Origin of the sequence: Thioalkalivibrio sp. ALRh (genome assembly GCF_000381425.1) — a bacterium.
Taxonomy (GTDB): Bacteria; Pseudomonadota; Gammaproteobacteria; order Ectothiorhodospirales; family Ectothiorhodospiraceae; genus Thioalkalivibrio.
In genome coordinates, this window is sequence record NZ_KB906519.1 from 371,116 (window position 1) to 392,799 (window position 21,684).

20 protein-coding genes are annotated in these 21,684 nt (G+C 65.8%); 6 read left to right on the forward strand and 14 right to left on the reverse strand.

Annotation, left to right across the window (positions count from 1 at the left end):
- Nucleotides 1-11: 11 nt before the first annotated feature.
- Both F791_RS0101780 and F791_RS0101785 read right to left on the reverse strand, forming a co-directional pair.
- Nucleotides 12-1,331, reverse strand: a complete 1,320-nt coding sequence (locus F791_RS0101780; protein WP_018993665.1) for an MFS transporter — start codon at nucleotides 1,329-1,331, stop codon at nucleotides 12-14.
- A 398-nt stretch (nucleotides 1,332-1,729) separates the two neighbouring features.
- Nucleotides 1,730-2,404, reverse strand: coding sequence for a metalloregulator ArsR/SmtB family transcription factor (locus F791_RS0101785; RefSeq protein ID WP_018993666.1), 675 nt, complete (start codon nucleotides 2,402-2,404; stop codon nucleotides 1,730-1,732).
- Between the two features lie 199 nt (nucleotides 2,405-2,603).
- Between F791_RS0101785 and F791_RS0101790 the strand changes: the two genes are divergently transcribed.
- Nucleotides 2,604-3,056: a hypothetical protein gene (locus F791_RS0101790; protein WP_017925939.1), complete on the forward strand. Its 453-nt coding sequence runs from the start codon at nucleotides 2,604-2,606 to the stop codon at nucleotides 3,054-3,056.
- Between the two features lie 121 nt (nucleotides 3,057-3,177).
- On the opposite strand, the gene mnhG is transcribed toward F791_RS0101790, so the two are convergent.
- From mnhG to F791_RS0101835, 9 genes are all read right to left on the reverse strand, one after another.
- Nucleotides 3,178-3,573 carry a monovalent cation/H(+) antiporter subunit G gene (gene mnhG, locus F791_RS0101795; RefSeq protein WP_018138678.1) on the reverse strand — a complete coding sequence of 132 codons (396 nt, stop codon included), beginning with the start codon at nucleotides 3,571-3,573 and terminating at the stop codon, nucleotides 3,178-3,180.
- Complete coding sequence (locus tag F791_RS0101800; protein WP_018138677.1) at nucleotides 3,566-3,841, reverse strand: cation:proton antiporter; 276 nt, start codon at nucleotides 3,839-3,841, stop codon at nucleotides 3,566-3,568. The genes mnhG and F791_RS0101800 overlap by 8 nt, the downstream gene beginning before the upstream one ends.
- Nucleotides 3,842-3,856: 15 nt before the next feature.
- The gene (locus F791_RS0101805; RefSeq protein ID WP_012982165.1) at nucleotides 3,857-4,330 is read right to left on the reverse strand and encodes a Na+/H+ antiporter subunit E; all 474 of its coding nucleotides are present in this window, start codon (nucleotides 4,328-4,330) and stop codon (nucleotides 3,857-3,859) included.
- Entirely contained in the window at nucleotides 4,327-5,832 is a 1,506-nt protein-coding gene (locus F791_RS0101810) for a Na+/H+ antiporter subunit D (RefSeq protein ID WP_018649001.1), read from the reverse strand. Before F791_RS0101810 ends, F791_RS0101805 begins: the two co-directional genes overlap by 4 nt.
- On the reverse strand, nucleotides 5,829-6,176 hold the full coding sequence (locus F791_RS0101815) for a Na+/H+ antiporter subunit C (RefSeq protein WP_012982163.1): 348 nt from the start codon (nucleotides 6,174-6,176) through the stop codon (nucleotides 5,829-5,831). The genes F791_RS0101810 and F791_RS0101815 overlap by 4 nt, the downstream gene beginning before the upstream one ends.
- A complete protein-coding gene (locus F791_RS0101820) occupies nucleotides 6,176-6,601 on the reverse strand; it encodes a Na+/H+ antiporter subunit B (RefSeq protein ID WP_012982162.1) in 426 nt (141 codons plus the stop codon). The genes F791_RS0101815 and F791_RS0101820 overlap by 1 nt, the downstream gene beginning before the upstream one ends.
- Nucleotides 6,598-8,901 carry a putative monovalent cation/H+ antiporter subunit A gene (locus F791_RS0101825; RefSeq protein ID WP_019592097.1) on the reverse strand — a complete coding sequence of 768 codons (2,304 nt, stop codon included), beginning with the start codon at nucleotides 8,899-8,901 and terminating at the stop codon, nucleotides 6,598-6,600. Before F791_RS0101825 ends, F791_RS0101820 begins: the two co-directional genes overlap by 4 nt.
- 220 nt (nucleotides 8,902-9,121) lie before the next feature.
- Entirely contained in the window at nucleotides 9,122-9,811 is a 690-nt protein-coding gene (locus F791_RS0101830) for a TIGR04211 family SH3 domain-containing protein (protein WP_018138673.1), read from the reverse strand.
- Nucleotides 9,812-9,940: 129 nt separating this feature from the next.
- A complete protein-coding gene (locus F791_RS0101835; protein WP_012982159.1) occupies nucleotides 9,941-11,329 on the reverse strand; it encodes a hypothetical protein in 1,389 nt (462 codons plus the stop codon).
- 194 nt (nucleotides 11,330-11,523) lie between these two features.
- Between F791_RS0101835 and F791_RS0101840 the strand changes: the two genes are divergently transcribed.
- Nucleotides 11,524-11,838 carry a hypothetical protein gene (locus F791_RS0101840; RefSeq protein ID WP_012982158.1) on the forward strand — a complete coding sequence of 105 codons (315 nt, stop codon included), beginning with the start codon at nucleotides 11,524-11,526 and terminating at the stop codon, nucleotides 11,836-11,838.
- Nucleotides 11,839-11,946: 108 nt separating this feature from the next.
- Nucleotides 11,947-12,459 carry a 3-hydroxyacyl-[acyl-carrier-protein] dehydratase FabA gene (fabA, locus tag F791_RS0101845; RefSeq protein ID WP_012982157.1) on the forward strand — a complete coding sequence of 171 codons (513 nt, stop codon included), beginning with the start codon at nucleotides 11,947-11,949 and terminating at the stop codon, nucleotides 12,457-12,459.
- Between the two features lie 30 nt (nucleotides 12,460-12,489).
- On the opposite strand, the gene F791_RS0101850 is transcribed toward fabA, so the two are convergent.
- Nucleotides 12,490-12,972, reverse strand: coding sequence for a DUF1249 domain-containing protein (locus F791_RS0101850; protein ID WP_012982156.1), 483 nt, complete (start codon nucleotides 12,970-12,972; stop codon nucleotides 12,490-12,492).
- Nucleotides 12,973-13,222: 250 nt separating this feature from the next.
- On the opposite strand from F791_RS0101850, the gene F791_RS0101855 reads away from it, so the two are divergent.
- The 3 genes from F791_RS0101855 to F791_RS0101865 all read left to right on the forward strand — a co-directional run bounded on the left by F791_RS0101855 (nucleotide 13,223) and on the right by F791_RS0101865 (nucleotide 18,159).
- Nucleotides 13,223-14,860, forward strand: coding sequence for an alpha-D-glucose phosphate-specific phosphoglucomutase (locus tag F791_RS0101855; protein ID WP_018174750.1), 1,638 nt, complete (start codon nucleotides 13,223-13,225; stop codon nucleotides 14,858-14,860).
- A gap of 22 nt (nucleotides 14,861-14,882) precedes the next feature.
- Nucleotides 14,883-16,274: a sodium-dependent transporter gene (locus F791_RS0101860; RefSeq protein WP_019592098.1), complete on the forward strand. Its 1,392-nt coding sequence runs from the start codon at nucleotides 14,883-14,885 to the stop codon at nucleotides 16,272-16,274.
- Between the two features lie 214 nt (nucleotides 16,275-16,488).
- Nucleotides 16,489-18,159 (forward strand): Na/Pi symporter, encoded by a 1,671-nt coding sequence (locus tag F791_RS0101865; RefSeq protein ID WP_019592099.1) that lies wholly within the window; start codon nucleotides 16,489-16,491, stop codon nucleotides 18,157-18,159.
- Nucleotides 18,160-18,993: 834 nt separating this feature from the next.
- Here the strand turns inward: F791_RS0101865 and F791_RS0101870 are convergent.
- Both F791_RS0101870 and der read right to left on the reverse strand, forming a co-directional pair.
- Nucleotides 18,994-20,196 carry an aminotransferase class I/II-fold pyridoxal phosphate-dependent enzyme gene (locus F791_RS0101870; protein ID WP_019592100.1) on the reverse strand — a complete coding sequence of 401 codons (1,203 nt, stop codon included), beginning with the start codon at nucleotides 20,194-20,196 and terminating at the stop codon, nucleotides 18,994-18,996.
- Nucleotides 20,183-21,637 (reverse strand): ribosome biogenesis GTPase Der, encoded by a 1,455-nt coding sequence (der, locus tag F791_RS0101875; protein ID WP_012982151.1) that lies wholly within the window; start codon nucleotides 21,635-21,637, stop codon nucleotides 20,183-20,185. The genes F791_RS0101870 and der overlap by 14 nt, the downstream gene beginning before the upstream one ends.
- Between the last annotated feature and the right edge of the window lie 47 nt (nucleotides 21,638-21,684).

Genomic DNA, 21,684 nt, shown 5'->3' on the forward strand with positions numbered 1-21,684 from the left:
GCGGCGGGTGCCTAATCCTTCTCGGGATTCAGCCGCGGGTGGGTCTCCTCCCCCCACAGCAGTACCAGCGCACCGGACAGGAACATGGCGATGGCCACGAACCAGAAGCCCCAGGTGACTGAACCGCCGATGTGGGCGACGACCCCCAGGGCCAGTGCACCGATGCCATAGCCCAGGTCCCGCCAGAAGCGGTAGGTCCCGATCGCCGAGCCGCGCCAGTTCGGATGGGCGATATCGGCGACCGCCGCGCTCAGATTGGGATACAGAAGCGCCATGCCAAGGCCGGTTACGGCCGCCGCGAACGACCACCAGACGACCCCCTCGCCGAGCAGCGTCAGGGCCACGCCCGCGCCACAGATCCACATACCCCAAACGATGGGCTGCAACCGCCCCACATGGTCGGAGAGCTTGCCAGTGGCGAACTGCGAGCCACCCCAGACAAAGCCGTAGATCCCCACGACCCAGCCGATCGCGGCCAGGCTCAGCCCCTGCTGATACAGGAACACCGGATAGAACACCCAGACCAGGGCATCGACGAACTTCTCCACCAGGCCCGCCTGGCTGAACGCGGCCATGCGCCGGTCACGCCAGGACATCAGCGTGAACACCTCCCAGGTGGTCGGCGTATCGGCGATCGATTTGGGATAGCGCGGTTGTGGCCCGGTGGACTGCCCGGCCGCATGCCGGGCCCCCTCGGCCTTGGCCCAGTCCAGGGTCTCGCGCACCCACAGTGCAGTCATCAGGACCGCGATCGCGATCACGACTATGCCGAACACGAACACCCCCATGCGCGGCCCGAGGGCAGCGGCCATATAGCCGGTCACGATCCCCGCCACGGCCACCCCGACATAGCCGGAGAACTCGTTCATGCCCATCGTGAAGCCGCGTTCGTCGCCCCGGGTGATGTCCATCTTCGCGGTCTGGGTCATCGACCAGGCGAGCCCCTGATTCACGCCTAACAGGACGGTCGCGGCCACAATCCAGCTCCAGGATGGCGCGTAGAGGATCATGAACGGGATCGGGATGGCCGCCATCCAGCCGAGCATCAGAACGGTCTTGCGCCCCATGCGTTCGGACAGCCGCCCGGCAACGAAATTGAGCACGCCCTTGACCACGCCGAACGCGACGACGAACGCAGTCAGCAGCATGAACGAGCCCTCGGCCACGCCGAACTCGTCCTCGGCCAGCGCCGGGATGACGGTGCGCATCATCCCGATCGTCAGACCGACAAAGAAGACCTGGATCAGTTGCTGCCCGAACTGCCCGAGGTTCTCGCGAATCCCGTGGGTCAGGTGTTCATAGGCCTGCGCGGCTCTGAATGGATCGCTCATAAGGGGTCCTCTGTGGCGCACCCGGGCCGTGAGAGTCGCGGCAGGACCGGCTTCCTTGCCTAATGGAGGCGGGGCTGGTGCCGGCTAGCAAGGTCGGCGTACGTGCCAGACGGCCGATTGGCGCACCACGAGCATCTTTCGTTCTAATGTTCGTTAGAACGAAGTTATTCTGCGCGAGGGGGGGATGTCAAATACGGCAGGTCGAATATCGACGGATCCGGCTGAATAGCACGGCCCGTCCGGAAGTCCATTTTGAGACCCCTTCTTCGAGAGGGAATCCAAAACCCGATGGGTCGTTCTTCAAGGCTCTGGGGCTTGGGCAACCACCGGGGCACTCACAACTCGGGATCGGCGCGATGTGCCGGCACACAGTACGCAGCCACCAGTGACGGCAGGGGCTAACGATCGACGGGGCCTTGCTCCAGAGGGAGCCCCTGGTGGCGCCACTCGGCCACACCGTCATCCAGACGGACGGCGCGGAAGCCATGCTCACCCAGGATCGCGACCGCGTCGCGCGCCATCAGACAGTACGGGCCCCGGCAGTAGGCAACGACCGGGACATCCGGCGCCAACTCGTCCAGGCGCTGCTTTAGCTCGCGCAAAGGAATGGACCGGGCGTGCGGCAGGTGCGCAGTGGCGTACTCGGTGTCCGGACGAACGTCCAGCACGATCAACTCACCCTTGCGTGCCTGCTCCAGCAACTCCTGGCCACCTAGCGGCACCATGTCGCCGGCACTGGCCGCCATGTCGCGCACAGCGCCCTGCAACTCCAGCAAGCGGCTCTCGGCCAGCTCGCGCAGCACGACCCAGAAATCGGCCACACGTGGGTCTGCCAGCCGGTAGAAGATACGCCGTCCATCGCGCCGGGACTCCACCAGGCAGGCCTGGCGGAGGTCCTTCAGGTGGGCACTGGCCAGCTTGACGCTGATCTGGGCATCCGCCGCGAGCTGATCGACGCTCTTCTCCCCCTGCACCAGGATCTCGATCAGTTCCAGCCGCTTCGGGCTGGACGCCGCCTTGCCGATCCGGGCGACCTGGTCATAGAGCAAATCTTTCAGTTCGCGATCAGACATGAACGCATTCCTGATGGGGAAGTCGGCAAGGTAGACCGCCCTGCCCTGACGCGCAAGGCCTGAACAGGAACGCGGGTTTGTTGCACCGAATTTTTTCTTGACTAGATTACTCAGGAACTATTCATCAGCAGTTGGTAACAAACTAACCAACAAGCCGTGCCCCAACCGAGGGGTACCCGTTCCCGAAAGGAGGACAACCATGAGCCAGCTGATCCACAACTTCCCGGCCGACGGCGTCGTCACCATCAACCGCGTGATCCTGAAGCCGGAGTACAGCATCGACGACCTGCAGGAGCGCGTCGCCATGCTGTGCGAGAACGTAAAGACCTATCACTCGGACACCGGCTTCGTCGGCGGCTTTGTCGCGCTGAATTCCGGCGCCGTCTCCAACGAGGGCTCGACCATCGGCCAGGCAGTGGAGAGCCCGATGAAGGACAAGGAGGCGCTGATCATCACCTTCTGGCGCAGCTTCGAAGAACACGAAGCCTCGCATCGCAGCGAGACCTTCCAGCCGCTGTTCCAGGAGGTCCTGGAGCTGTGCGAAAACGGTAACGAAGAGATTGCCTACGAAATGCTCTGGTCTGGCGCGGCCTATTCGCCGGAAGAGGCCAAGGCCGCTCGCGAGGCGAAGGAAACCCATCAGGCGGCCTGAACCTGCACTGATGGCTAAGTGACCTCCAGTCGTATTTCTCTCCTGCGACTGTGCCCATTGCCGGGACCTTGCGTCCCGGCTTTTTTATGGCTGACCGACCATGATGCCAGCCAGGTCGGACTTAGCGCCGGGGTTCGTCGTCCGAGGAGGACTCGTTCATCTCCGGGGGCGAGGCAAGGGTGTGGGTCTTGTTGTCGTAGCGACCCTTGAGTTCGTCGGAGCGTGTGTGTTCCCACAACGGCACCCCGACAAAATACCCTGCACGGCCGATCGCATGCGCGGCCACCGGGGCCGTCAGCAGCAGAAAACCAATCACTGCCACGGCGCGGGTGGTCACGCCCCCGTCGCCGAAATAGACGGCGACCCCCACCATCATCAGGCCGGCCCCAAGCACACCCGCCTTGGTGGTGGCGTGCAGGCGCATCGGCAAATCCGGCATGCGGACAAGCCCCAGCGCGGCCACCACCATGAAAGCGGCCCCGGACACCAGGAACAACGCCGTCAGTAGCTCAATCATCTTCGCGGTGCCCCCCTTTCTCGAGATAGCGGGCAAATCCGACCGCGGCGAGGAAGGCGGTCAGGGCCAGCACCATCGCCACGTCGATAAACGGGGTCCGGCCACTGGAGATCACGTACACCGCGATAAAGCCAATGGTCAGGGACGCGATCAGTTCCAGCGCCACCACGCGATCGGGCAGCGTCGGCCCGAGATAGAGACGCCAGAACCCCAGCACCAGGGAGATGCTGAGCAGTACATTGGCCACGATGATGGCGATTTCGAACATCTGTGTCCCCCGCGCCTAGCGCAGGACCTCCAGGGCCCGGTGTTCCAGATACTTGATCGACCGAATCACCGCATCGCGGTCTTCCAGGTACATTACATGGATGTAGAGCACCTTCCGGTCGGTCGAGACGTCCAGGCTCAGGGTGCCCGGTGTCAGCGAGATCAGGTTCGCGACGATCGTGATCTCGCCATCGGTCTGCGCATCCAGCGGAAAGGCAATCACGCCCGGCACCATGTGGTGCGTCGGCGTCATCACATCGTAGGCGACCTTCAGGTTCGACAGGAACAGCTCCCACAGGAAGAACCCAATGAAGGCGATGAACTTGGGCACCCGTCGCGCGTAGCTCGCGAAGGCCGGCTTGTCACGCAGCGCGAACGCCAGCAGGACATAGCCGAGGAAGAACCCGATCAGCAGATTGCCCCCTGTGAAGTTCCCGGTCAGGAACACCCAGATCAGGGCCAGCGCGATATTCCAGGTCAGCGCGATCATTGCCGTGATTCTCCCAGCACGGCCTCAATATACTGCGACGGATCCAGGAGCTGCTCGGCGGACATCGCCGCCATCTGGTAGATCGGCTCGCCGTACAGGCCAATGGCCACGGTCATCAGCGCCAGCATGATCACCGGCACCCACATCCAGATCATCGGGCCCGAACTGACATCACGGAGCTCGCCCTCGACGCCCTCCGGCTGCGCCTTCCAGAACACCTCGGCCCAGATCTTGATCATCGAATACAACGTCAGCAGACCCACCAGCAGAGCCACGCCCACCGCCCAGTAGGCCTCGGCCTCGATACCAGCGCGGATGATGATGAACTTGGCGAAGAACCCGGACAGTGGCGGCAGACCCGCCAGTGACAGCGCCGGGATCAGGAACAGCACGCCCAGCATCGGGTTCGTCCGGTAGACCCCGCCCATCAGTTTGAGCTCATGGGTCCCCTTCATCACGAAGGTGATCCCGCTGATCAGGAACAGATTCGCCTTCACGATGATGTGGTGCATGATGTAGAACACCCCACCGACCAGTGCCAGCGGTGTGAACAGTGCCAGACCCATGATCATGTAACCGATCTGGCTGATGATGTGGAACGACAGAATGCGCCGGAACTCGTAGTGGGCGGCCGCCCCAAGCACGCCGGTCAGCATCGTGGCCGCGGCCACCCACAGGAGGATCTCGTGGGTGTAGTCCACATCCTGGTTGAAGATCAGTGTGAACACGCGGTACAGCGCGTACACCCCAACCTTGGTCAGCAGGCCCGCGAACAGCGCGGAGACCGCGACCTTCGGCGTGTGATAAGAGGCCGGCAGCCAGAAGAAGAACGGGAACGCCGCCGCCTTCACCCCGAACGCGACCAGATACAGCATCGCGATCACGGTGATCAGCCCGGTGTCCTCCACCGTGGAGAGCTTGTCGCCGATATCCGCCATGTTCAGCGTGCCGGTCAGGCCGTAGGTCAGGCCGATCGCAGTCAGGAAGATCATCGACGACAGCAGGTTCAGGGTGACGTACTTGATCGCCCCTTCCATCTGCGAGCGCTCGCCACCCAGGATCAGCAGCGCAAACGACGCGACCAGCATCACCTCGAACCAGACATAGAGGTTAAAGATGTCGCCGGTCAGGAACGCGCCGTTCACGCCCGCCAGCAGCAGATGCAGCAACGGGTAGTAGCCGAACTTCTCCGACATCTTGCCGATGCCCGAGAGCGAATAGATCGCGGTCGCAAAGCCGATGATGCCAGTCAGCACCACCATGATCGCCGCCAGCATGTCGGAGACCAGCACGATCCCGAACGGCGCCGGCCAGGAGCCCATCTCCATCACGACATGGCCGTTCTCCCAGGTCTCCATCAGCAGCCAGACGGTGGCCGCCAGCATGGCGCCGGTGCCGAGCACGCCCAGCGCACGCTGCGCGAAATGCGAGCGCCAGAACATCACCGACAGCGCGCCGGCGAGCAGCGGGATGATGACCGGAAGGGCAACGGACATATTCATCGATCCGTGTCCTTCATCTGGTCCAGATCATCGACCTTCACCACCTCGTAGGCGCGATGTATCAACACTACGGCGAATGCCAGTACGCCGAAGCCGATCACGATCGCGGTCAGCACCACGGCTTGCGCCAGCGGATCGGCCGACAGCCCTTCAGGAACCGTGGCACCCGGCGGGATCAGCGGCGGCGCGCCCGGCAGCATGCCGGCCAGCGTAAAGATCAGCAGGTTGGCCGCGTTCGACAGCAGCACCAGGCCGATCACCAGCTTGACGATCGAGCGCCGGAGCATCATGTAGATGGCCGCGGCGTACATACCGCCGACCACGAAGGCCATGACGACTTCCATCAGTCTTCTGCCTCCGCCAGGTTGAGCATGATCGTCAGCACCGACCCGATCACGACGAGATAGACGCCGATATCGAAGATCAGCACGGTAGAGAGCTTGATCTCGCCGAAGACCGGGGCCGTGAATTCCCACCACTGGGCCGTGAAGAACGCCTGCCCCAGGAAGGCCGCGGGCAGTGCGCTCACGACCGCCAGCACCATGCCGGCACCCAGCAGGTCGCGCGGGTCCACGCGCAGCACCTTGCGCGCGGAGCGGATGTCCATGGAAAACAGGTACAACACGATCGCCGCCGCCGCGACCAGGCCACCGATAAACCCGCCACCCGGCTCGTCGTGGCCGCGCAGCAGCAGGAACACGGAGAACAGCAGCAGCAGCGGCAGCAGAAAGTGCCCGGCCGTGCGCAGGATCAGCGAGTGCATGTTCATCGGCGGTGGTCCTCCGCACGGAAGCGAATCATCGCGTACACCCCGATCGCGGCCAGGGCCAGCACGAAGATCTCGCCCAGCGTATCCAGTGCCCGGAAGTCCACCAGCACCACGTTCACGATGTTACGGCCATAGCCCGAGGGCTCCGACTCCTCGATGAAGTACTGCGAGATCGAGTCGAACAGGCGCGCATCCATTGTGCTCAGCATCAGCAGCGTGATCATGCCGCCGGTGACCAGCGCGATACCGGCATCGCGCAGCCGCAGCGCGGTAGACGACAGATTCAGGAAACCCGGCAGGCGGAACAGCACCAGCACCAGCAGGATTACCGTCAGGGTCTCAACCAGCACCTGGGTGATCCCCACATCGGCCGCGCTGTACAGCACGTACACCAGGGCGACCGTAAAGCCCAGAGAGCCCAGCGCTGCCACGGCGCCCAGACGCGAGCGCGTCAGCACCGCGAACAGCATCGACGCCACCAGGATGGCGATAATGGCCATCTCGTGGATCTGCAGGCGCTCGAGGTGCGCCGTGCCGACACTCACGTTGAACAGCTGCGCGGTCACTCCGACCAGGCCCGCGGTCATCGCCACGATCACGATCACGTAATAGCGCAGATAGCCGTTCTGCAGGACCCGGGTCTGCCATTCGGAGATCCAGACCAGGCCATCCATCATCTTGAAGTAGCCCTTCTCCGGGCCGTATTCAGCGGCCCGATCGACCCAGTCCAGGGCCCGACGCGCCTGCTCCCAGCGCCAGTAGAGCAGACCACCCGCGACCAGGCTGAACGCGGAGATCGCCAGCGGCCAGTTAATGCCGTGCCACAGCGCCAGGTAACCATCCACCGGCGCGCCCTGCACGCTCGCCGCCGCGGCGTTGACCAGCCCGTCGTCCGCCAGCCCCGGCCCAAGGCCAAAGATCAGTCCCAGGCTCGCCAGCACGACCGGGCCGGCCAGCATCGCCGGCGGTGCCTCGTGGTGCGGGGTCTTGGGTGTTTCCACCCGAGCCCCGAACCACGGCCGGATGCCGACGATCGCGGCGACCGCCACCCCGAGGATCGCGGTCAGTACCGCCAGCAGCGTCAGGATACCCACCAGACCCGGTGCCTCGAGCACCGACTCCAGCATCAGCTCCTTGGCAACAAAGCCGAACAGCGGAATAACCCCACCCAGCGACAACGCTGCAAGAATCGCGAAGGCGGCCGTGATCGGCAGCGCGGTGCGCAGCCCCCCGGTTTGCAGGAAGTCCTTGGCCCCGGCCTCGTGGTCGAGGATGCCGGCGACCATGAACAGCGCGCCCTTGTACAGAGAATGCGCCAGCAGGAAGGCCATCGCGGCCATCAGCGCGGTCTCGGTGCCGATACCAATCAGCATGGTCAGCGTGCCCAGCGCCATCACGGTGGAATAGGCCAGGACCTGCTTCACGCCCGTGCTGCGGAAGGCCAGGAAGACGCCCGTGAACATCGTGATCGCGCCGAACAGCGCGAGCGTGGTGAACCAGATATCGGTCCCACCCAGCGAAGGATTCAGGCGCGCCATCAGGTACACCCCGGCCTTCACCATGGTGGCCGAGTGCAGATAGGCGGAGACCGGCGTCGGCGCGGCCATCGCACGCGGCAGCCAGAAGTGGAACGGGACCTGGGCCGACTTGGTAAAGGCCCCGATCAGTATCAGAATCAGTAAAGGCAGGTACAGCGCGTGTTCGCGGACGACATCGCCGTTGGCCAGGATCTCGGAGAGCTCGTAGGAGCCGCCGGCCATCGCCAGCATGATGATCCCGGCGAGCAGCGCCAGGCCGCCACCGACCGTGACAATCAGGCCCTGCAGTGCGTACTTCCGGGCGTCCGCGTTCTCGTGGTTATAGCCGATCAGCAGATAGGACGTGATGCTGGTCAGCTCCCAGAACACGAACATCGCAATGAGGTTGTCCGCCAGCACCAGCCCCAGCATGGAGCCCATGAAGGCCAGGATAATCACGTAGAAGCGCCCGAGGTCGCGGTGCCCCTCGAGATAGCGCCCGGCATAGGTGACGATGAAGAACCCGATACCCGAGATCAGCAGCGCGAACAGCAGCGACAGGCCGTCCACCAGGAACGACAGGTGGATATCCAGCCCCGGCAGCCAGGGCCAGCTGAGCACGATGGACTCGCCGGCGGAGACCGCAGGGAGGAAACTCAGGAAATAGAGGAACAGCGCCGCCGGGAGGAGCCCCAGCACCCAGCCGCTGGCGCGACCGGTGACACGATGGACCGCGGGTGCGATCGCGGCCACCAGGAATGTTGACAGAATTGCGTAGAGCATCCGGCCAGCTGAGTCCTTTTGCGTCGGGCGTTATCCGCGTGACCCCGTACGACCTGCCCGGAATCACGCTCCTGGAGTTGCGTCCGCCACCAAGGACCACCGGCGACGGCTTCAAAACAGCTGCGAAAGCCTAATGGCTCGATCGCCGGCACGCAAGAAACGCGTATGGGGGCACGTTTCGGCGCGCGTCCCCGGGCAACCCCGGAGACGGAAGGGGGGATCAGTACCAGTCGCTGCGGCGGCGGCGCAATGGGATGCGCGTCAGGATAATGCCAAGAATCAGGCTGCCAACCGTCACCGCCGCACCCGTCATGAACCACCGCCGCTGGCTGTCGGCCTGCATCACCTCCACCTGGCGGCGATACTCGTCCGCGGAATCACGGGCCTCTACCAGCTCGCTTTCCAGGCGCCGGTTTTCGCGCTGGATCTCCTGCGGCCGTTCCGCGACGTCGCGCAGCTCCTCGAGCTCGGACTCCATGTCCGCCACCTGCGTCTCCAGGCCATCGCGCTCGGCTTCGAGTTCGCGGCGGGTATCCAGCAGTTCGGCAATCCGGCCTTCCTGGTCGTCCGCACCCGAGCGAATCTCGGCCAGCTCGGCCTCGACCTCTTCCAGGCGCTCACGGGAATGCGGCTCGTCCTGCAGGTAACGGGTCAGGATCCAGGCCTCGGTGCCGCTGGGCAGGCGAATACGGGTATGGCCATCGCCGCTCTCCTCGAGCACCGTGACCTCCTGACCCGAGCGCACTGAACTGATAATGCGGCTGTTCGGCCCGGTGCCATTCCGCACCCCGACCTCCAGCTCGTCGCTGACGAAACGCGTGGTCTCGGCCATCACCGCCGTCGCGGTCAAGCCGCCCAGGATCAGAATCCCGGATACCGTAAGTCCGCGCATCACCCGCTGCATCTGCATGCCCATGTCCTGCCTCTCGCCTGGTTGCCTGATCCGACCATGGAGTCAACGTCGCCTGCATGGCCGGGGGCGCATTCTACAGTGGCATTCGTGGCTCGCGGCAACGCACCGCCTGCGGGGTGATCCGCGTCACACTCCGGCATCCGCATCCCGGGCCGACGTCGAACGGTCCGCGAGCCGTTCGCGCACCGCGCGCGCCGGGAATGTGACCAGCTCGAACAGGGCCGGCAGCAGCCTGCGCAGCTGCAATGCAATCACGGCAAGCAGGTGCAGCACACCCGTCAGCAGCGCCAGCAGGATGCCAAGAAGCCCTCCGACCAGCACCCGTATCGCCTGCAGGAGGGAGACCAGCCACAGCGGCGCAAGCGCCACCACCAGCGGCACCACCAGCCCGACCGCCGCACCAACCATCTGCTCGGTCCAGTACAGCGTGGGCGGTGGCGCGACCTCCCCGGCCATCAGGGTCTCCAGCAAATCGTTGCGATAGCGGACCCACTCCAGGTGATAACCGGCCAGGCCCGACAGCACCACCACGGCGGCCAGCACCAGCAATGCCGTGACCACCAGGCCCATTCGGGCCCAGTTGTCGCGCTCCATCACCGCCTGCGGCAGCAGCCGGACCGCCCCGCGGCTCTCGGCCAGCAGCCACCCGCTTACCAGCGCAATCCCCAGCAGCAGCGCAATGATCCGATCCGAGAGCGTCCCGGGCCCCGCGTCCTCGGCACCCGGGAACTGCCCGTCAAACGGCGGCCCGAAGAGCTGGTGGTACACCGTGACCGCCAGCACCGTCAGCGCAAGCCCCAGCAGGCCCAGCAAACCCTGGCTGACGGCCTGGATATACGAAGGCATCTGATGGCGGATCGAAGGCTCGGTCTGCTCGCAGCGCGTCAGGGCGTGGTCCAGGCGGCCCCCCTGACGCTGCAGGTCGCCCAGACGCCTTTGCAGACCCTCCAGACGGCCGACCAGCTGATCCACCGGGCTCTCCAGCCGCCGCCGGGCGGCCAGCATGCCCTGCGCCAGCTGCCGGTGTTCCTCCATGCCCAGCCGCGCGATACGCAGGATCGTCTCCTGGAGATCCTGCGCGAGACGCTGACTCTGCGGGGTATCACTGACGGGGGTGCTGGCCAGTGCCTCGAGACGGCTTACCCAGGCGGGTTCCTCGAGCAGGCGGGTCTCGTCCCGTTCGTAGGCCTCGCGCAGGGCGCGCAAGGTTTCGGTGGACTCCTGGCGAAGCTGCGGCATCTGCGCCAGGTCATGCCCCACCAGGTGGGCATACCGACGTTCCAGGGCCTCCACCGCCCCGTGGATACGATCGGCCTCCAGCCGTGCCAGATACCGGCGATGCCAACCGGTCACGGCATCCCGCACATGTACGAGATGCCGGCGCAGCGCACATACCAGGTGGACCAGCCCGCCCGTGATCGCAAGCAGCACCGTGCGCACCGGATTCCGCGCCCAGTCCAGCAGCACGATGGCGACCACGATCGCCAGAGTCACCATCAGGATTGTGATCGCCACGCCACCCCCTCGTCGGTCCTGCCTGTCGCCCGGACACGCCGGGCCCCACACCTACCCTGCTTGCAACCGGCACTCACCTGTCGCCGGTTCTCCCCGCCGCGATTATGGCCGATCCAACCATCCGGTGCGCGCCCCCCTGGCTCAAGTTTGCGACAAGCGCGCCGATAGGGAGGGTAAATCTCCGGAGAATCCCAATGCTGCAGACCGACCTGCTTCCCATCGCCGGCCCAGAACGCATGGAACAACCCGGCTGGCTGGATGCCGGCTTCACCGCCGGCTGGCTGCCCGCGTTCCGTCATCGAGGTACGGGCGAGGTGCATGCCAGCCACCTGGAAGATGGTCGACTGGCCTGCACGCACATCCTAGACACCCTGCCCGCGTCCTGGATCGCCGAGCGCGACGCCGAGGGCCGCCCCGGTGCCCTGGTGGCCGACATCCAGGCCGGCTACCTGCGCGGGTCGCGCTTCTACACCCTGGCCGAGCTGCTGCGCTACCCGTCCGACGCCTGATTCTTGCGTCTCTGGCGCCGCCCGGCGGCCAGCGCCCTCGCCCGGCACAATTGCTTTTAGGCGCGGGTTTCGGTCCAATACCGGGCTTTTCCCCGAGCGACGCCCCCCATGCAGAAAAATCAGTACGATCGCGACGAACTCCTGGCCTGCGGCTACGGCGACATGTTTGGCCCGGGCAACGCCCAGTTGCCGGTCCCCAACATGCTGATGATGGATCGCGTCCTGGAGATCAACAGCGATGGCGGCGAGCATGGCAAGGGCCAGATGATCGCCGAGCTGGATATCAATCCAGACCTGTGGTTCTTCGCCTGTCACTTCCCCGGTGATCCCGTGATGCCCGGCTGCCTGGGGCTGGACGCGATGTGGCAGCTGGTCGGCTTTTATCTGGCCTGGCTGGGCAACCCCGGCCGCGGCCGCGCCCTGGGTGTGGGCGAAGTGAAGTTCACCGGTCAGGTCCTGCCCACCGCGAAGAAGGTCACCTACCGCATCGACATGAAGCGGGTGATCTCGCGCAAGCTGGTGCTCGGCATTGGCGACGGCATCGTCGAGGTCGATGGCCGGCCGATCTACGAGGCCCATGACCTGCGTGTGGGCCTGTTTACCTCCACCGAAAACTTCTGACCTGACCGGCAAGCCTGCTCCGGCAGGGCACTAGTCCGTCGCCAGCGGCGCGGGCGTGGCGTCCGGGTAGAAGCGGTGGCCCTGGCGCAGGCAGTAGCGCAGCCACTTGAACAGAAAGCGGTTATGCCGCCAGCGGCAGCCCAGCCCCGGGTGCCCCGCGATCGTGTCGATCACCAGGTCCTCGCCGCTGCGCCGGCAGTGACGCCCCAGCACCTCGGCCTGCCGCGCATCGTGGAACAGGCGCACCCGGGCATCCGGCTGCAGGCGCGGTTCATCGCGCCCGGCAAAGGCATAGGTCAGTCGCAGCGTGGTCGTGTACCGCGTGCGCTCCAGCACCTCCAGATGCAGATCCAGCGCCCCCTCGACCCGCGAGACCGAGTGCACCGGCTGACAGTGCAACTCGGGGCACAGACGCCGTATGGACAGGTAGTTCTCCTCGTACATCTCCATCAGCGCCGCGAAGGTCACCGGGCGCGGCTCGAGGTGGGCGGGGGTGCGGGTATCCAGCAACATGCCGCGCAGTCTAACAGCCCCCGGGCAACCACAGGCCAATGTACCCGCAAGGAATAATGTCCGGTTCTGCACGATCGACTTTCCGCCTCGATACAAGCCGAATCCATCGCTTCCGAGGCGCGCGGCACGCAGCGGGTGTCGAAAACCATGCGCAAACCCTTCGCCCGGCACGGGACACCCCGAGCCCTTTTTGGTACCGTCAAACCAGAAGAGAATCCCCGGCGTGCAACCCAAAAGGACTCACGACTTCATGGATATCAGTGTCGTCACGACCCGGCCATTCAACGACCAGAAGCCCGGCACCTCGGGCCTGCGCAAGCGGGTACGGCAGTTCCGGCAGCCTCACTATCTGGAAAACTTCATCCAGAGCATCTTCGAGGCACACCCGAGCCTGTGCGAAGGGGAGCTAATCCTCGGCGGGGATGGCCGCTTCCACAACCGCGAGGCGATCCAGACCATCCTGCGCATGGCCGCGGCCAACGACGTCAAGAAGGTCGCGATCGGCTATGCCGGACTCCTGTCGACCCCGGCCGCCAGCCACCTGATCCGCTCGCGCGGTGCCACCGGCGCCATCATCCTCTCGGCCTCCCATAACGCCGGAGGGCCGGAGGGAGACTTCGGTGTCAAGCTGAACACGGCCAACGGCGGGCCCGCACCGCCCGGCGTCACCGATGCCATCTTCGAGCACAGCAAGTCGCTCACCCATTACCGCATCGCCAGCGGCACGCCGCACGTCGATATCGATCATCTGCACACCACCCATCTCGGCGAGATGTCGATCGAGGTCGTCGACCCCGTGGGTGCCTACGCCGACCACATGGAGACACTGTTCGACCTCGAACGCATCGGCGAACTGCTGCGCTCGGACTTTTTCCGCATGCGCTTCGACGCGATGCATGCGGTCACGGGACCCTACGCCGAGGAAATCCTGATCAACCGCCTGGGCGCCCCCGCCGAAACCCTGCTGCGTGCGGAACCACTGGCCGATTTCGGCGGACGCCACCCGGACCCGAACCTGGCCCATACCCGCGAGCTGTGCGAGGCCCTGTACGGGCGCAACCCGCCGGACTTTGGCGCGGCCTCCGACGGCGACGGCGACCGCAATCTGATCCTGGGCCCGAATTTCTTCGTCACGCCGTCCGACAGCCTGGCCATCATGGCGGCCAACGCCCACCTGATCCCCGCGTTCTCCGACGGGCTGAAGGGTGTGGCGCGCAGCATGCCGACTAGCCAGGCGGTGGACGTGGTCGCCGAGGCGCTCGGCATCCCCTGCTTCGAGACACCCACCGGCTGGAAATTCTTCGGCAACCTGCTGGACGACGGCCGCATCCGCCTGTGCGGCGAGGAGAGCTTTGGCACCAGCTCCGATCATGTGCGCGAGAAGGATGGCCTGTGGGCCGTGCTGTTCTGGCTGAACCTGCTGGCCGCCCGCCGCCAGTCGGTGGAAGAGATCGTGCGCGATCACTGGCGCGACTACGGCCGCCACTACTACACGCGGCATGACTACGAAGGGCTGGACACCGCCCGCGCCGAACAGGTGATGGCGCGCATCGGCGAACAGCTCTCGAGCCTCCCGGGGCAGTCGCTCGCCGGCATGCGTGTCACGGAGGCGGACGACTTCGCCTACCGCGACCCGGTGGATGGCAGCGTGACCGAGCACCAGGGCCTGCGGGTCCTGTTCGAGGGCGGCGCGCGCATCGTGTTCCGCCTCTCCGGGACTGGCACTGAAGGAGCGACCCTGCGCATCTACATCGAGCAGTACGAGACCCACCCGGAGCACCTGGACCGCGAGCCGCAGGAGCTGCTGCGTCCGCTGATCGAGGCTGCCGTGCGGCTGGGTGACCTGCCGGGCCTGACCGGGCGCGACCAACCCGATGTGATTACCTGACCCGACCTTCAGTCCACCGCTGATGGACATCGTCGCCACCCGGCAGCGCTGGACGCATGGCTATGCGTTCGTGCTGGCCGCCACCGCCTCGGCGGTCGGGCTCGGCAACATCTGGAAGTTTCCCTACATCCTCGGCCAGAACGGCGGCGGCGCCTTTCTGGCTGTGTACCTGCTGACGATTGCGCTGATCGGCATCCCGATCATGATGGCCGAGGTCATGATCGGACGGCGCGGGCGCCGTTCTCCGGGGTACGCGGCACTGGCCGTCGCCCGCGAGGCGCGCGTCCGCGACGCCTGGCAGATGGTTGGCTGGGTCGGGATCATCGCCCTGTTCGTGATCATGACCTTCTACGCCGTGGTCACCGGCTGGGTCTTCTCCTATGTGCCACGGGCCGCCAGCGGGGCCTTCGCCGGGGTAGACGCGCCCGAGGTCATCGCGATCTTCGAAGGCGTTCAGACATCGCTTCCGGGGATGCTGCTGTGGACTACACTGGTCCTTGCGGCGACCTTCGCGATTGTGGCCCTGGGGCTACGCAACGGGCTGGAACGCGGTGTAGCACTGGTGATGCCGCTGCTGTTCGGGCTGCTGCTGGCCGCCATGGTTGGCGGTCTCTGGGTCGGCGACGCCGAAACCGCTCTGGACTTCATGTTCCGCCCGGACTTCTCCGCCCTCGACCGACACAGCCTGCTGATCGCGGTCGGGCACGCGTTCTTTACCATGACCCTGGCAGCCGGCGTGCTGATGATGTTTGGCGCCTATCTTCCCAGGAAAACCTCCATCGCCGGCACGGCCATCGGGGTTGCGATCGCCGACACCGTGATCGCACTGATCGCAGGGGTCGCGATCTTCCCGGTGGTCTTTGGCTATGGCCTCGATCCCGCCGCCGGGCCCGGCCTGATGTTCGAGGCCCTGCCGCTGGCCCTGTCCGCGATCCCGGCGGGGGTCCTGCTCACGACGCTGTTCTTCGCGGCGCTAAGCCTCGCGGCCTTCAGCACCATGATCGCGAACGTCCAGGTATTCGTGCACCTGCTGCACGACCACTTCGGCATCTCCAACCTGCAGGCCGCCCTGGGCAGCGCGCTGGGCATCTGGGGTTTCAGCCTGATCACGATATTCTCTTTCACGGGGGCCGGCTGGACCCAGATCGACCTGGTCGTGCTGGGGCGCGAGTTGCCGACGCTCTACCACCTGCTGGAACACACGGCCATCAACATCCTGCTGCCGGTCAGCGGCCTGCTGATCGCACTGTTTGCCGGCTGGATCCTGCCGGTGAGGATCACACGCGACGAGCTGGGGCGGCCACCACTAGCCTTTCATATCTGGCGTCTGATCCTGCGCTATATCGCGCCGATCGTCCTGCTGACCCTGTTCTGGCAGAACTCGGTGATCGTCAACCACCTGCCATTGACCTAAACGACCACGTCCCGGCACCCCGCGCGGAACCCTGATTACGGAGCCGCCCTTGGAACCACCGCCACCCCGAGCACCGGGGCCACCGGATGGGGGACCGCCATCGGACTGCTCGGCCTGGCTGAGGGTGTTCCCCTTTGCCGTTACCGGCGTTCCTTGTCACGACCACCTCACGGACGCGGACGCAGACCACAAAAGGCCCCGTTAGAATGCGCGGATGAATGGCGAGTGGATGATCACCTTCGAGATCGCGGCGACGCTGTTTGCCGGGCTCGGCCTGTTCTTCGTCGGCATACGCCTGATCAGCGAGCACCTGCGCCAGCTCGCGGACCAGCGCCTGCGGGCACTGGTCGGGCGCGCCACGGGCTCCAACCGGGCGGCCGCGTTCCTCGGCCTGGTCGGCGGGGCGATTACACAAAGCATCCATGCGGTCATCTTTGTGCTGATCTCGCTGGTCACCGCCGGCGTACTCGACGCCCGCCGTGCCCAGCCGGTGATCAACTACGCCAACCTGGGCACCTCGCTGCTGGTCCTGATCGCCGCGCTCGACCTGACCCTGATGGTCTTCATCCTGGTCGGCGTTACGGGGCTGCTGTTCTACTTCGACCGCGACCAGTCCGCACGCCTGCGCCACCTGATCCGAGCCATGCTCGGCATTGGCCTGCTGTTCCTCGGGCTGATGTTCATCAAGGAAGGCGCCAAACCGCTCAGCGAGCTGACCTGGATGACCGGCCTGATGTCGCTGTCGGCGCAGTCCTTGCTGATCGCATTCGCCACCGGCCTGGTGTTTGCGGTGATCGCGCATTCGGCCTCCAGTATCACCATCGTGACGATGGCCCTGGCCGCCAGCGGCGTGATCGATCTCGAATACGGCCTGATGGTCGTCTACGGGGCGAGCTTCGGCACCGGTGTGTCGACCCTGATCCTCGCCGCCTCGCACAAGGGACTGGGCCGCCAGCTGGCGCTTTATCAGTTCATCCTGAAGGGACTGGGTCTGATCCTCCTGCTGCCGCTGTTCTGGATCGAGTTCTACGGCGGCGTCCCGCTGATCGCCTCGGGCCTGGAAGCGCTCGCGATCGGCATCAGCCTGCAGATCGCGCTGGCCTACATCCTCTACCAGGTCGTCTGCGACCTGGCGATGCACCCGGTGCACGGCCCCGTCGCGCGCTTCCTGGAGCGCACCGCACCGCCAACCGAGGAAGAGGCCCTGGGCAAGCCGAATTTCATCTACGCCGGGGCACAGAACGACGCCGGGTCCGCGCTGGTGCTGGTGGAAAAGGAACAGTTGCGCCTGCTCAAGCGACTGCCCGACTACCTCGAAAGCGTGCGCGATGACAGCGACGGTGCCCACCACGAGCGCCTGGCCCTGCACCGCGGCAACCTGCAGGTCACCGAGGCAATCGAGCAATTTCTCGACGAGATCCTTTCCGGTGCCCTGAGCGGGGCCACCCTCGATCATGCGATCGTGCTGAAGAACCGCAATCAGCTGCTGCTGCAGCTGGAAGATACGCTGAACGACCTCGCCACGGAGATCGAGCGCTCGCTCAATGCCGACGCCTCCGCCGAAGCCCGCGCCCTGACCCACAACCTGGTCGAGACCCTGCACATGATGCTGCTGACGCTGACCGACGCGGCGCACAGCGGGGATGCCGACGACATCGCCCTGCTGCAGTCCCTGACCCATGATCGCTCAGAGCTGATGGATTCCATCCGTCGCCGCCTACTCGCCTCCAGTGATCTCGACGGCAGCGTACGCGAAGCGGTGTTCGGCGCGACTAGCCTGTTCGAGCGGGGCATCTGGGTCTTGCGGCGCTATGCGCTGCTCCTGACGCCGCCGGTGGGGGCCTCCTACGAGGCCGACCCCGCCACCGCCTCCACCAAGTCTTAACGCTATATTCCTGATCAGACGGCGAAGCTTGTTGCCCCGCGCCCTGAGGCTGGGCCTGGTTCGTTATCCGGTGTTTACGTGCCTTCGGTCCGCCACCTGCCAAGCGCTCACTCGCGAGCGCGCCGCGAGGTACTTTCTTGCTTGCCCAAGAAAGTACCCAAAGAAGGGCACCCGGATTCCGCCCGGGAACCTTGCTCCAGGGCCCTCGGGCCGGCGGCGCTGAAACTCGCTGCGCTACGCTCCGCTCAGACAGTCAGCGCCTCTCTTCCGGCCCGAGCACCCTTCCGCAAGGGGCTTCATACGGGGGGGATAAGGTCAAAACAACGGCTGTCCTGACGTTCGTGCCAATGGTTGGAGGCAAGGTGTTCCGACATCCTGGGCACGCGCGGCCTTCGGCCCTGGCGTGCCGCGCCCGCGAGCGGGCGCCAGACCCCATGTAGGATGCGGATGAGCGCAGCGAATCGCATCAGGGTTTCTCCGGCGTCGGAACAGTGCGTTTCGCTGCGCTCAACGCACCCTACAGCTCGGGGCTTAGGACAGGTGCGGGAACACCGGCGGTTTTTGACCTTCCCTCCCGATATGAGCCCCTTGTGGAGGGCGTGACAGGCCGGGAGAAGGCGCTGACTGTCTGAGCGAAGCGAGTTTCAGCGCCGCCGGCCTGGCGCGTCCGGAGCAAGGTTCCCGGGCGAATCCCGGGCGTGTTTCTTGGGTACTTCTTTGCACGAGCAAAGAAGTAACTCGGGGTGCGCTGGCGAAACAGCGCTTGGCAGGCGGCAAGACGAAGCCACCGTAAAACCGGGTGCCGAACCAGGGCCAGCCTCAAACAGGTGAGTGTCAGGCGAGGACCGACGCGAGGCGGTCCAGTGCTTCGCGCAGGCGTGGCTCGCGCTGGGTGTAGGCGATGCGCAGGTAGCGCTGGCCCGCGCTGGGACTGAAGTCCGTGCCGGGCGTGAGGGCCACGCCTGCCTCGTCGAGGATGCGCGCGCAAAGCGCCTCGGAGTCGTCCCCGTGTGCCGTGCAGTCGGCGTAGACGTAGAACGCCCCATCGGGGCGGGCCTGAACCTCGAGGCCCAGCGCCGGCAGGGCCTCCAGCAGCACGTCACGCCGCGTCTGCAGTTCGCGCACCTGGCGTTGCAGGATCTCCTCGGTCTCGGGGGCGAAGGCCTCGACCGCGGCCGTCTGCGCCATGCTGGCCGGGGCCACGAACAGGTTCTGGGCGATCCTGCGAACCGGGTCGATCCACATCTGTGGGACCACCATCCACCCCAGCCGCCAGCCGGTCATCGCGAAGTACTTGGAAAAGCTGTTGATCACGATGACATCGGGGTGGAAGGCCGCGGCACTGCGCTGCGGCTCGTCGAACAGGATCTGGCCATAGATCTCGTCCACGATTACCAGACCGCCCCGCGCGCGCACGACGTCCACGATGGCGGCCAGACGATCGCCGGACAACCGGGTACCGGTGGGATTCGCGGGTGAACCGAGCAGGATGGCCCGGGTTCGCTCGCCCCAGGCCTGCGCTACTGCCTCGGCAGTCGGCTGGAAGGCGTGCTTGGCGGCCACCGGCAGCCCGACCGGGACCGCCCCGCGCGCCGCGACAAACTGACGGTTACAGGCATAGCCCGGGTCGGGGAGCAGCACTTCCTCACCGGGGTTCACTCCGGCGGCCAGCGCCAGCAGGATCGCGGCAGAGGCCCCCGCCGTGACCACGACGCGCTCGGGGTCGATCTCGGCCTGATGGCGACGGCGGTAGTCGGCCGCGATGGCCTCGCGCAGCTCGCGGGTACCATGCGCCGGGGTATAGCGGGTATCCCCGGCCGCCAGCGCAAGCTCCCCGGCGCGCAGCACCGCGGGGGGCGTGGGAAAGTCCGGTTCACCCACCTCCAGGTGGATGATATCGCGCCCGGCACGCTCGGCCGCCTGGGCGCGCGCCAGGATATCCATCACCCGGAAGGGCTCGACCGCTCGGCCGAACGCGGACAGCGCAGGGGCACTCGGCCCCTCCAGTGATGCCCGGCTCGGATCAGCGGCGGACATGGCGCATCATGCGCTTTCGTTTGCGCTGCTGGCGCGGCGTGAGGGTATTGCGGCGACCGGCATACGGGTTGCGGCCCGAGCGAAACTCCATGCGCAGCGGTGTACCCACCAGCCCCAGATGCTTGCGGAAGAAGTTCTCCAGGAAGCGCTTGTAGCTGCCCGGCAGGGCATCGGTCTGGTTGCCATGGATCACGATGACCGGGGGATTCTGCCCGCCCTGATGGGCGTAGCGCAGCTTGATGCGGCGACCGCTGACCAGCGGTGGAGCATGCTCGGCGACGGCACTCTCCAGCAAGCGGGTCAGCTCGGGGGTCGAGACCTTGGCAAACGCACTGGTATGGGCCTCCTGCACGTCTTCGAGCAGGTGGCCCACATTGGTGCCATGCAGGGCAGAGATCAGCCGCAGCCGGGCAAAGTTGACGAAGCCAAGACGCCGGTCCAGGTCGTCACGCACGCGCTCGCGTTCCTCCGGCGCCATACCGTCCCACTTGTTCACCGCGAGCACCAGCGCGCGGCCGGAGTCGATCACCAGGCCCAGCAGGTGGGCATCCTGTTCCGACAGCCCGGCCTGGGCATCCATCACTAGGATCACGACATGCGCGGCCTCGATCGCCTGCAGCGTCTTGATCACGCTGAACTTCTCGATGACCTCGTGTACACGCGCCCGGCGCCGCACCCCCGCAGTGTCGATCAGGGTGTAATCCTGTCCATCGCGCGAGAATGGGACAAAGATGGAATCACGAGTGGTGCCGGCGACATCCGTGGCCACCACGCGCTCGTCGCCGAGGATGCGATTGACCAGCGTGGACTTGCCGACATTCGGGCGCCCGACAATGGCCACGCGGATGCCCGGCCAGTCGTCCAGCGCGGCCTGCTGCGAGGCCTCGTCCAGTCCGTCCTCCGCGGCCTCCTCCGCTGCACCCTCGGCTGCTTCGGCCTCGCGCCGCTCGGCGGCCACGGCCCGCCGGACCTTCTGCATCAGGCCCTTGATGCCACGACCATGGGCCGCGGCAATCGACGTGATCTCGCCCATGCCCAGGGTATAGAACTCGGCGCTCACGGCGTCGGCATCCAGGCCGTCGGTCTTGTTCACCACGACCCGGGCCTTGACCCCGGCCGAACGCAACTGGTCGGCGATCGCCTGGTCCTGCGGCGTCAGGCCATCGCGCGCATCCACCAGGAACAGGACATGGTCCGCCTCCGCGACGGCCCGCTGGGTCTGCTCGGCCATCGCCCGGTCCATCTCGGCACCCTCGCCCGACAGACCACCGGTATCCACCACCAGGTAGGGGAAGTCGCCCACCTTGCCGATGCCGTACTGGCGATCGCGGGTCAGGCCGGCGACATCGGCCACCAGCGCATCACGCGAGCGCGTGAGCTGATTGAACAGGGTCGACTTGCCGACATTGGGTCGGCCGACCAGGGCAATGACAGGGATCATCAGGCAACGCTACCGCAACAGCTGGATCCGGGGGTACGTGCCAGCGA

Excerpts from the sequence above, each read along its gene's own strand:
- F791_RS0101825 (WP_019592097.1), bottom strand. The coding sequence starts at position 8,901 with ATGCTCTACGCAATTCTGTCAACATTCCTGGTGGCCGCGATCGCACCC.
- F791_RS0101790 (WP_017925939.1), top strand. The coding sequence starts at position 2,604 with ATGAGCCAGCTGATCCACAACTTCCCGGCCGACGGCGTCGTCACCATC.
- F791_RS0101815 (WP_012982163.1), bottom strand. The coding sequence starts at position 6,176 with ATGGAAGTCGTCATGGCCTTCGTGGTCGGCGGTATGTACGCCGCGGCC.
- der (WP_012982151.1), bottom strand. The coding sequence starts at position 21,637 with ATGATCCCTGTCATTGCCCTGGTCGGCCGACCCAATGTCGGCAAGTCG.
- F791_RS0101805 (WP_012982165.1), bottom strand. The coding sequence starts at position 4,330 with ATGATCGCGCTGACCTGGAATATCGCGCTGGCCCTGATCTGGGTGTTC.
- fabA (WP_012982157.1), top strand. The coding sequence starts at position 11,947 with ATGCAGAAAAATCAGTACGATCGCGACGAACTCCTGGCCTGCGGCTAC.
- F791_RS0101780 (WP_018993665.1), bottom strand. The coding sequence starts at position 1,331 with ATGAGCGATCCATTCAGAGCCGCGCAGGCCTATGAACACCTGACCCAC.
- F791_RS0101870 (WP_019592100.1), bottom strand. The coding sequence starts at position 20,196 with ATGTCCGCCGCTGATCCGAGCCGGGCATCACTGGAGGGGCCGAGTGCC.
- F791_RS0101800 (WP_018138677.1), bottom strand. The coding sequence starts at position 3,841 with ATGTTCGAAATCGCCATCATCGTGGCCAATGTACTGCTCAGCATCTCC.
- F791_RS0101860 (WP_019592098.1), top strand. The coding sequence starts at position 14,883 with ATGGACATCGTCGCCACCCGGCAGCGCTGGACGCATGGCTATGCGTTC.
- F791_RS0101850 (WP_012982156.1), bottom strand. The coding sequence starts at position 12,972 with ATGTTGCTGGATACCCGCACCCCCGCCCACCTCGAGCCGCGCCCGGTG.
- F791_RS0101855 (WP_018174750.1), top strand. The coding sequence starts at position 13,223 with ATGGATATCAGTGTCGTCACGACCCGGCCATTCAACGACCAGAAGCCC.
- F791_RS0101865 (WP_019592099.1), top strand. The coding sequence starts at position 16,489 with ATGAATGGCGAGTGGATGATCACCTTCGAGATCGCGGCGACGCTGTTT.
- F791_RS0101820 (WP_012982162.1), bottom strand. The coding sequence starts at position 6,601 with ATGAACATGCACTCGCTGATCCTGCGCACGGCCGGGCACTTTCTGCTG.
- F791_RS0101840 (WP_012982158.1), top strand. The coding sequence starts at position 11,524 with ATGCTGCAGACCGACCTGCTTCCCATCGCCGGCCCAGAACGCATGGAA.
- F791_RS0101810 (WP_018649001.1), bottom strand. The coding sequence starts at position 5,832 with ATGAATATGTCCGTTGCCCTTCCGGTCATCATCCCGCTGCTCGCCGGC.
- F791_RS0101785 (WP_018993666.1), bottom strand. The coding sequence starts at position 2,404 with ATGTCTGATCGCGAACTGAAAGATTTGCTCTATGACCAGGTCGCCCGG.
- F791_RS0101830 (WP_018138673.1), bottom strand. The coding sequence starts at position 9,811 with ATGCAGATGCAGCGGGTGATGCGCGGACTTACGGTATCCGGGATTCTG.
- mnhG (WP_018138678.1), bottom strand. The coding sequence starts at position 3,573 with ATGATTGAGCTACTGACGGCGTTGTTCCTGGTGTCCGGGGCCGCTTTC.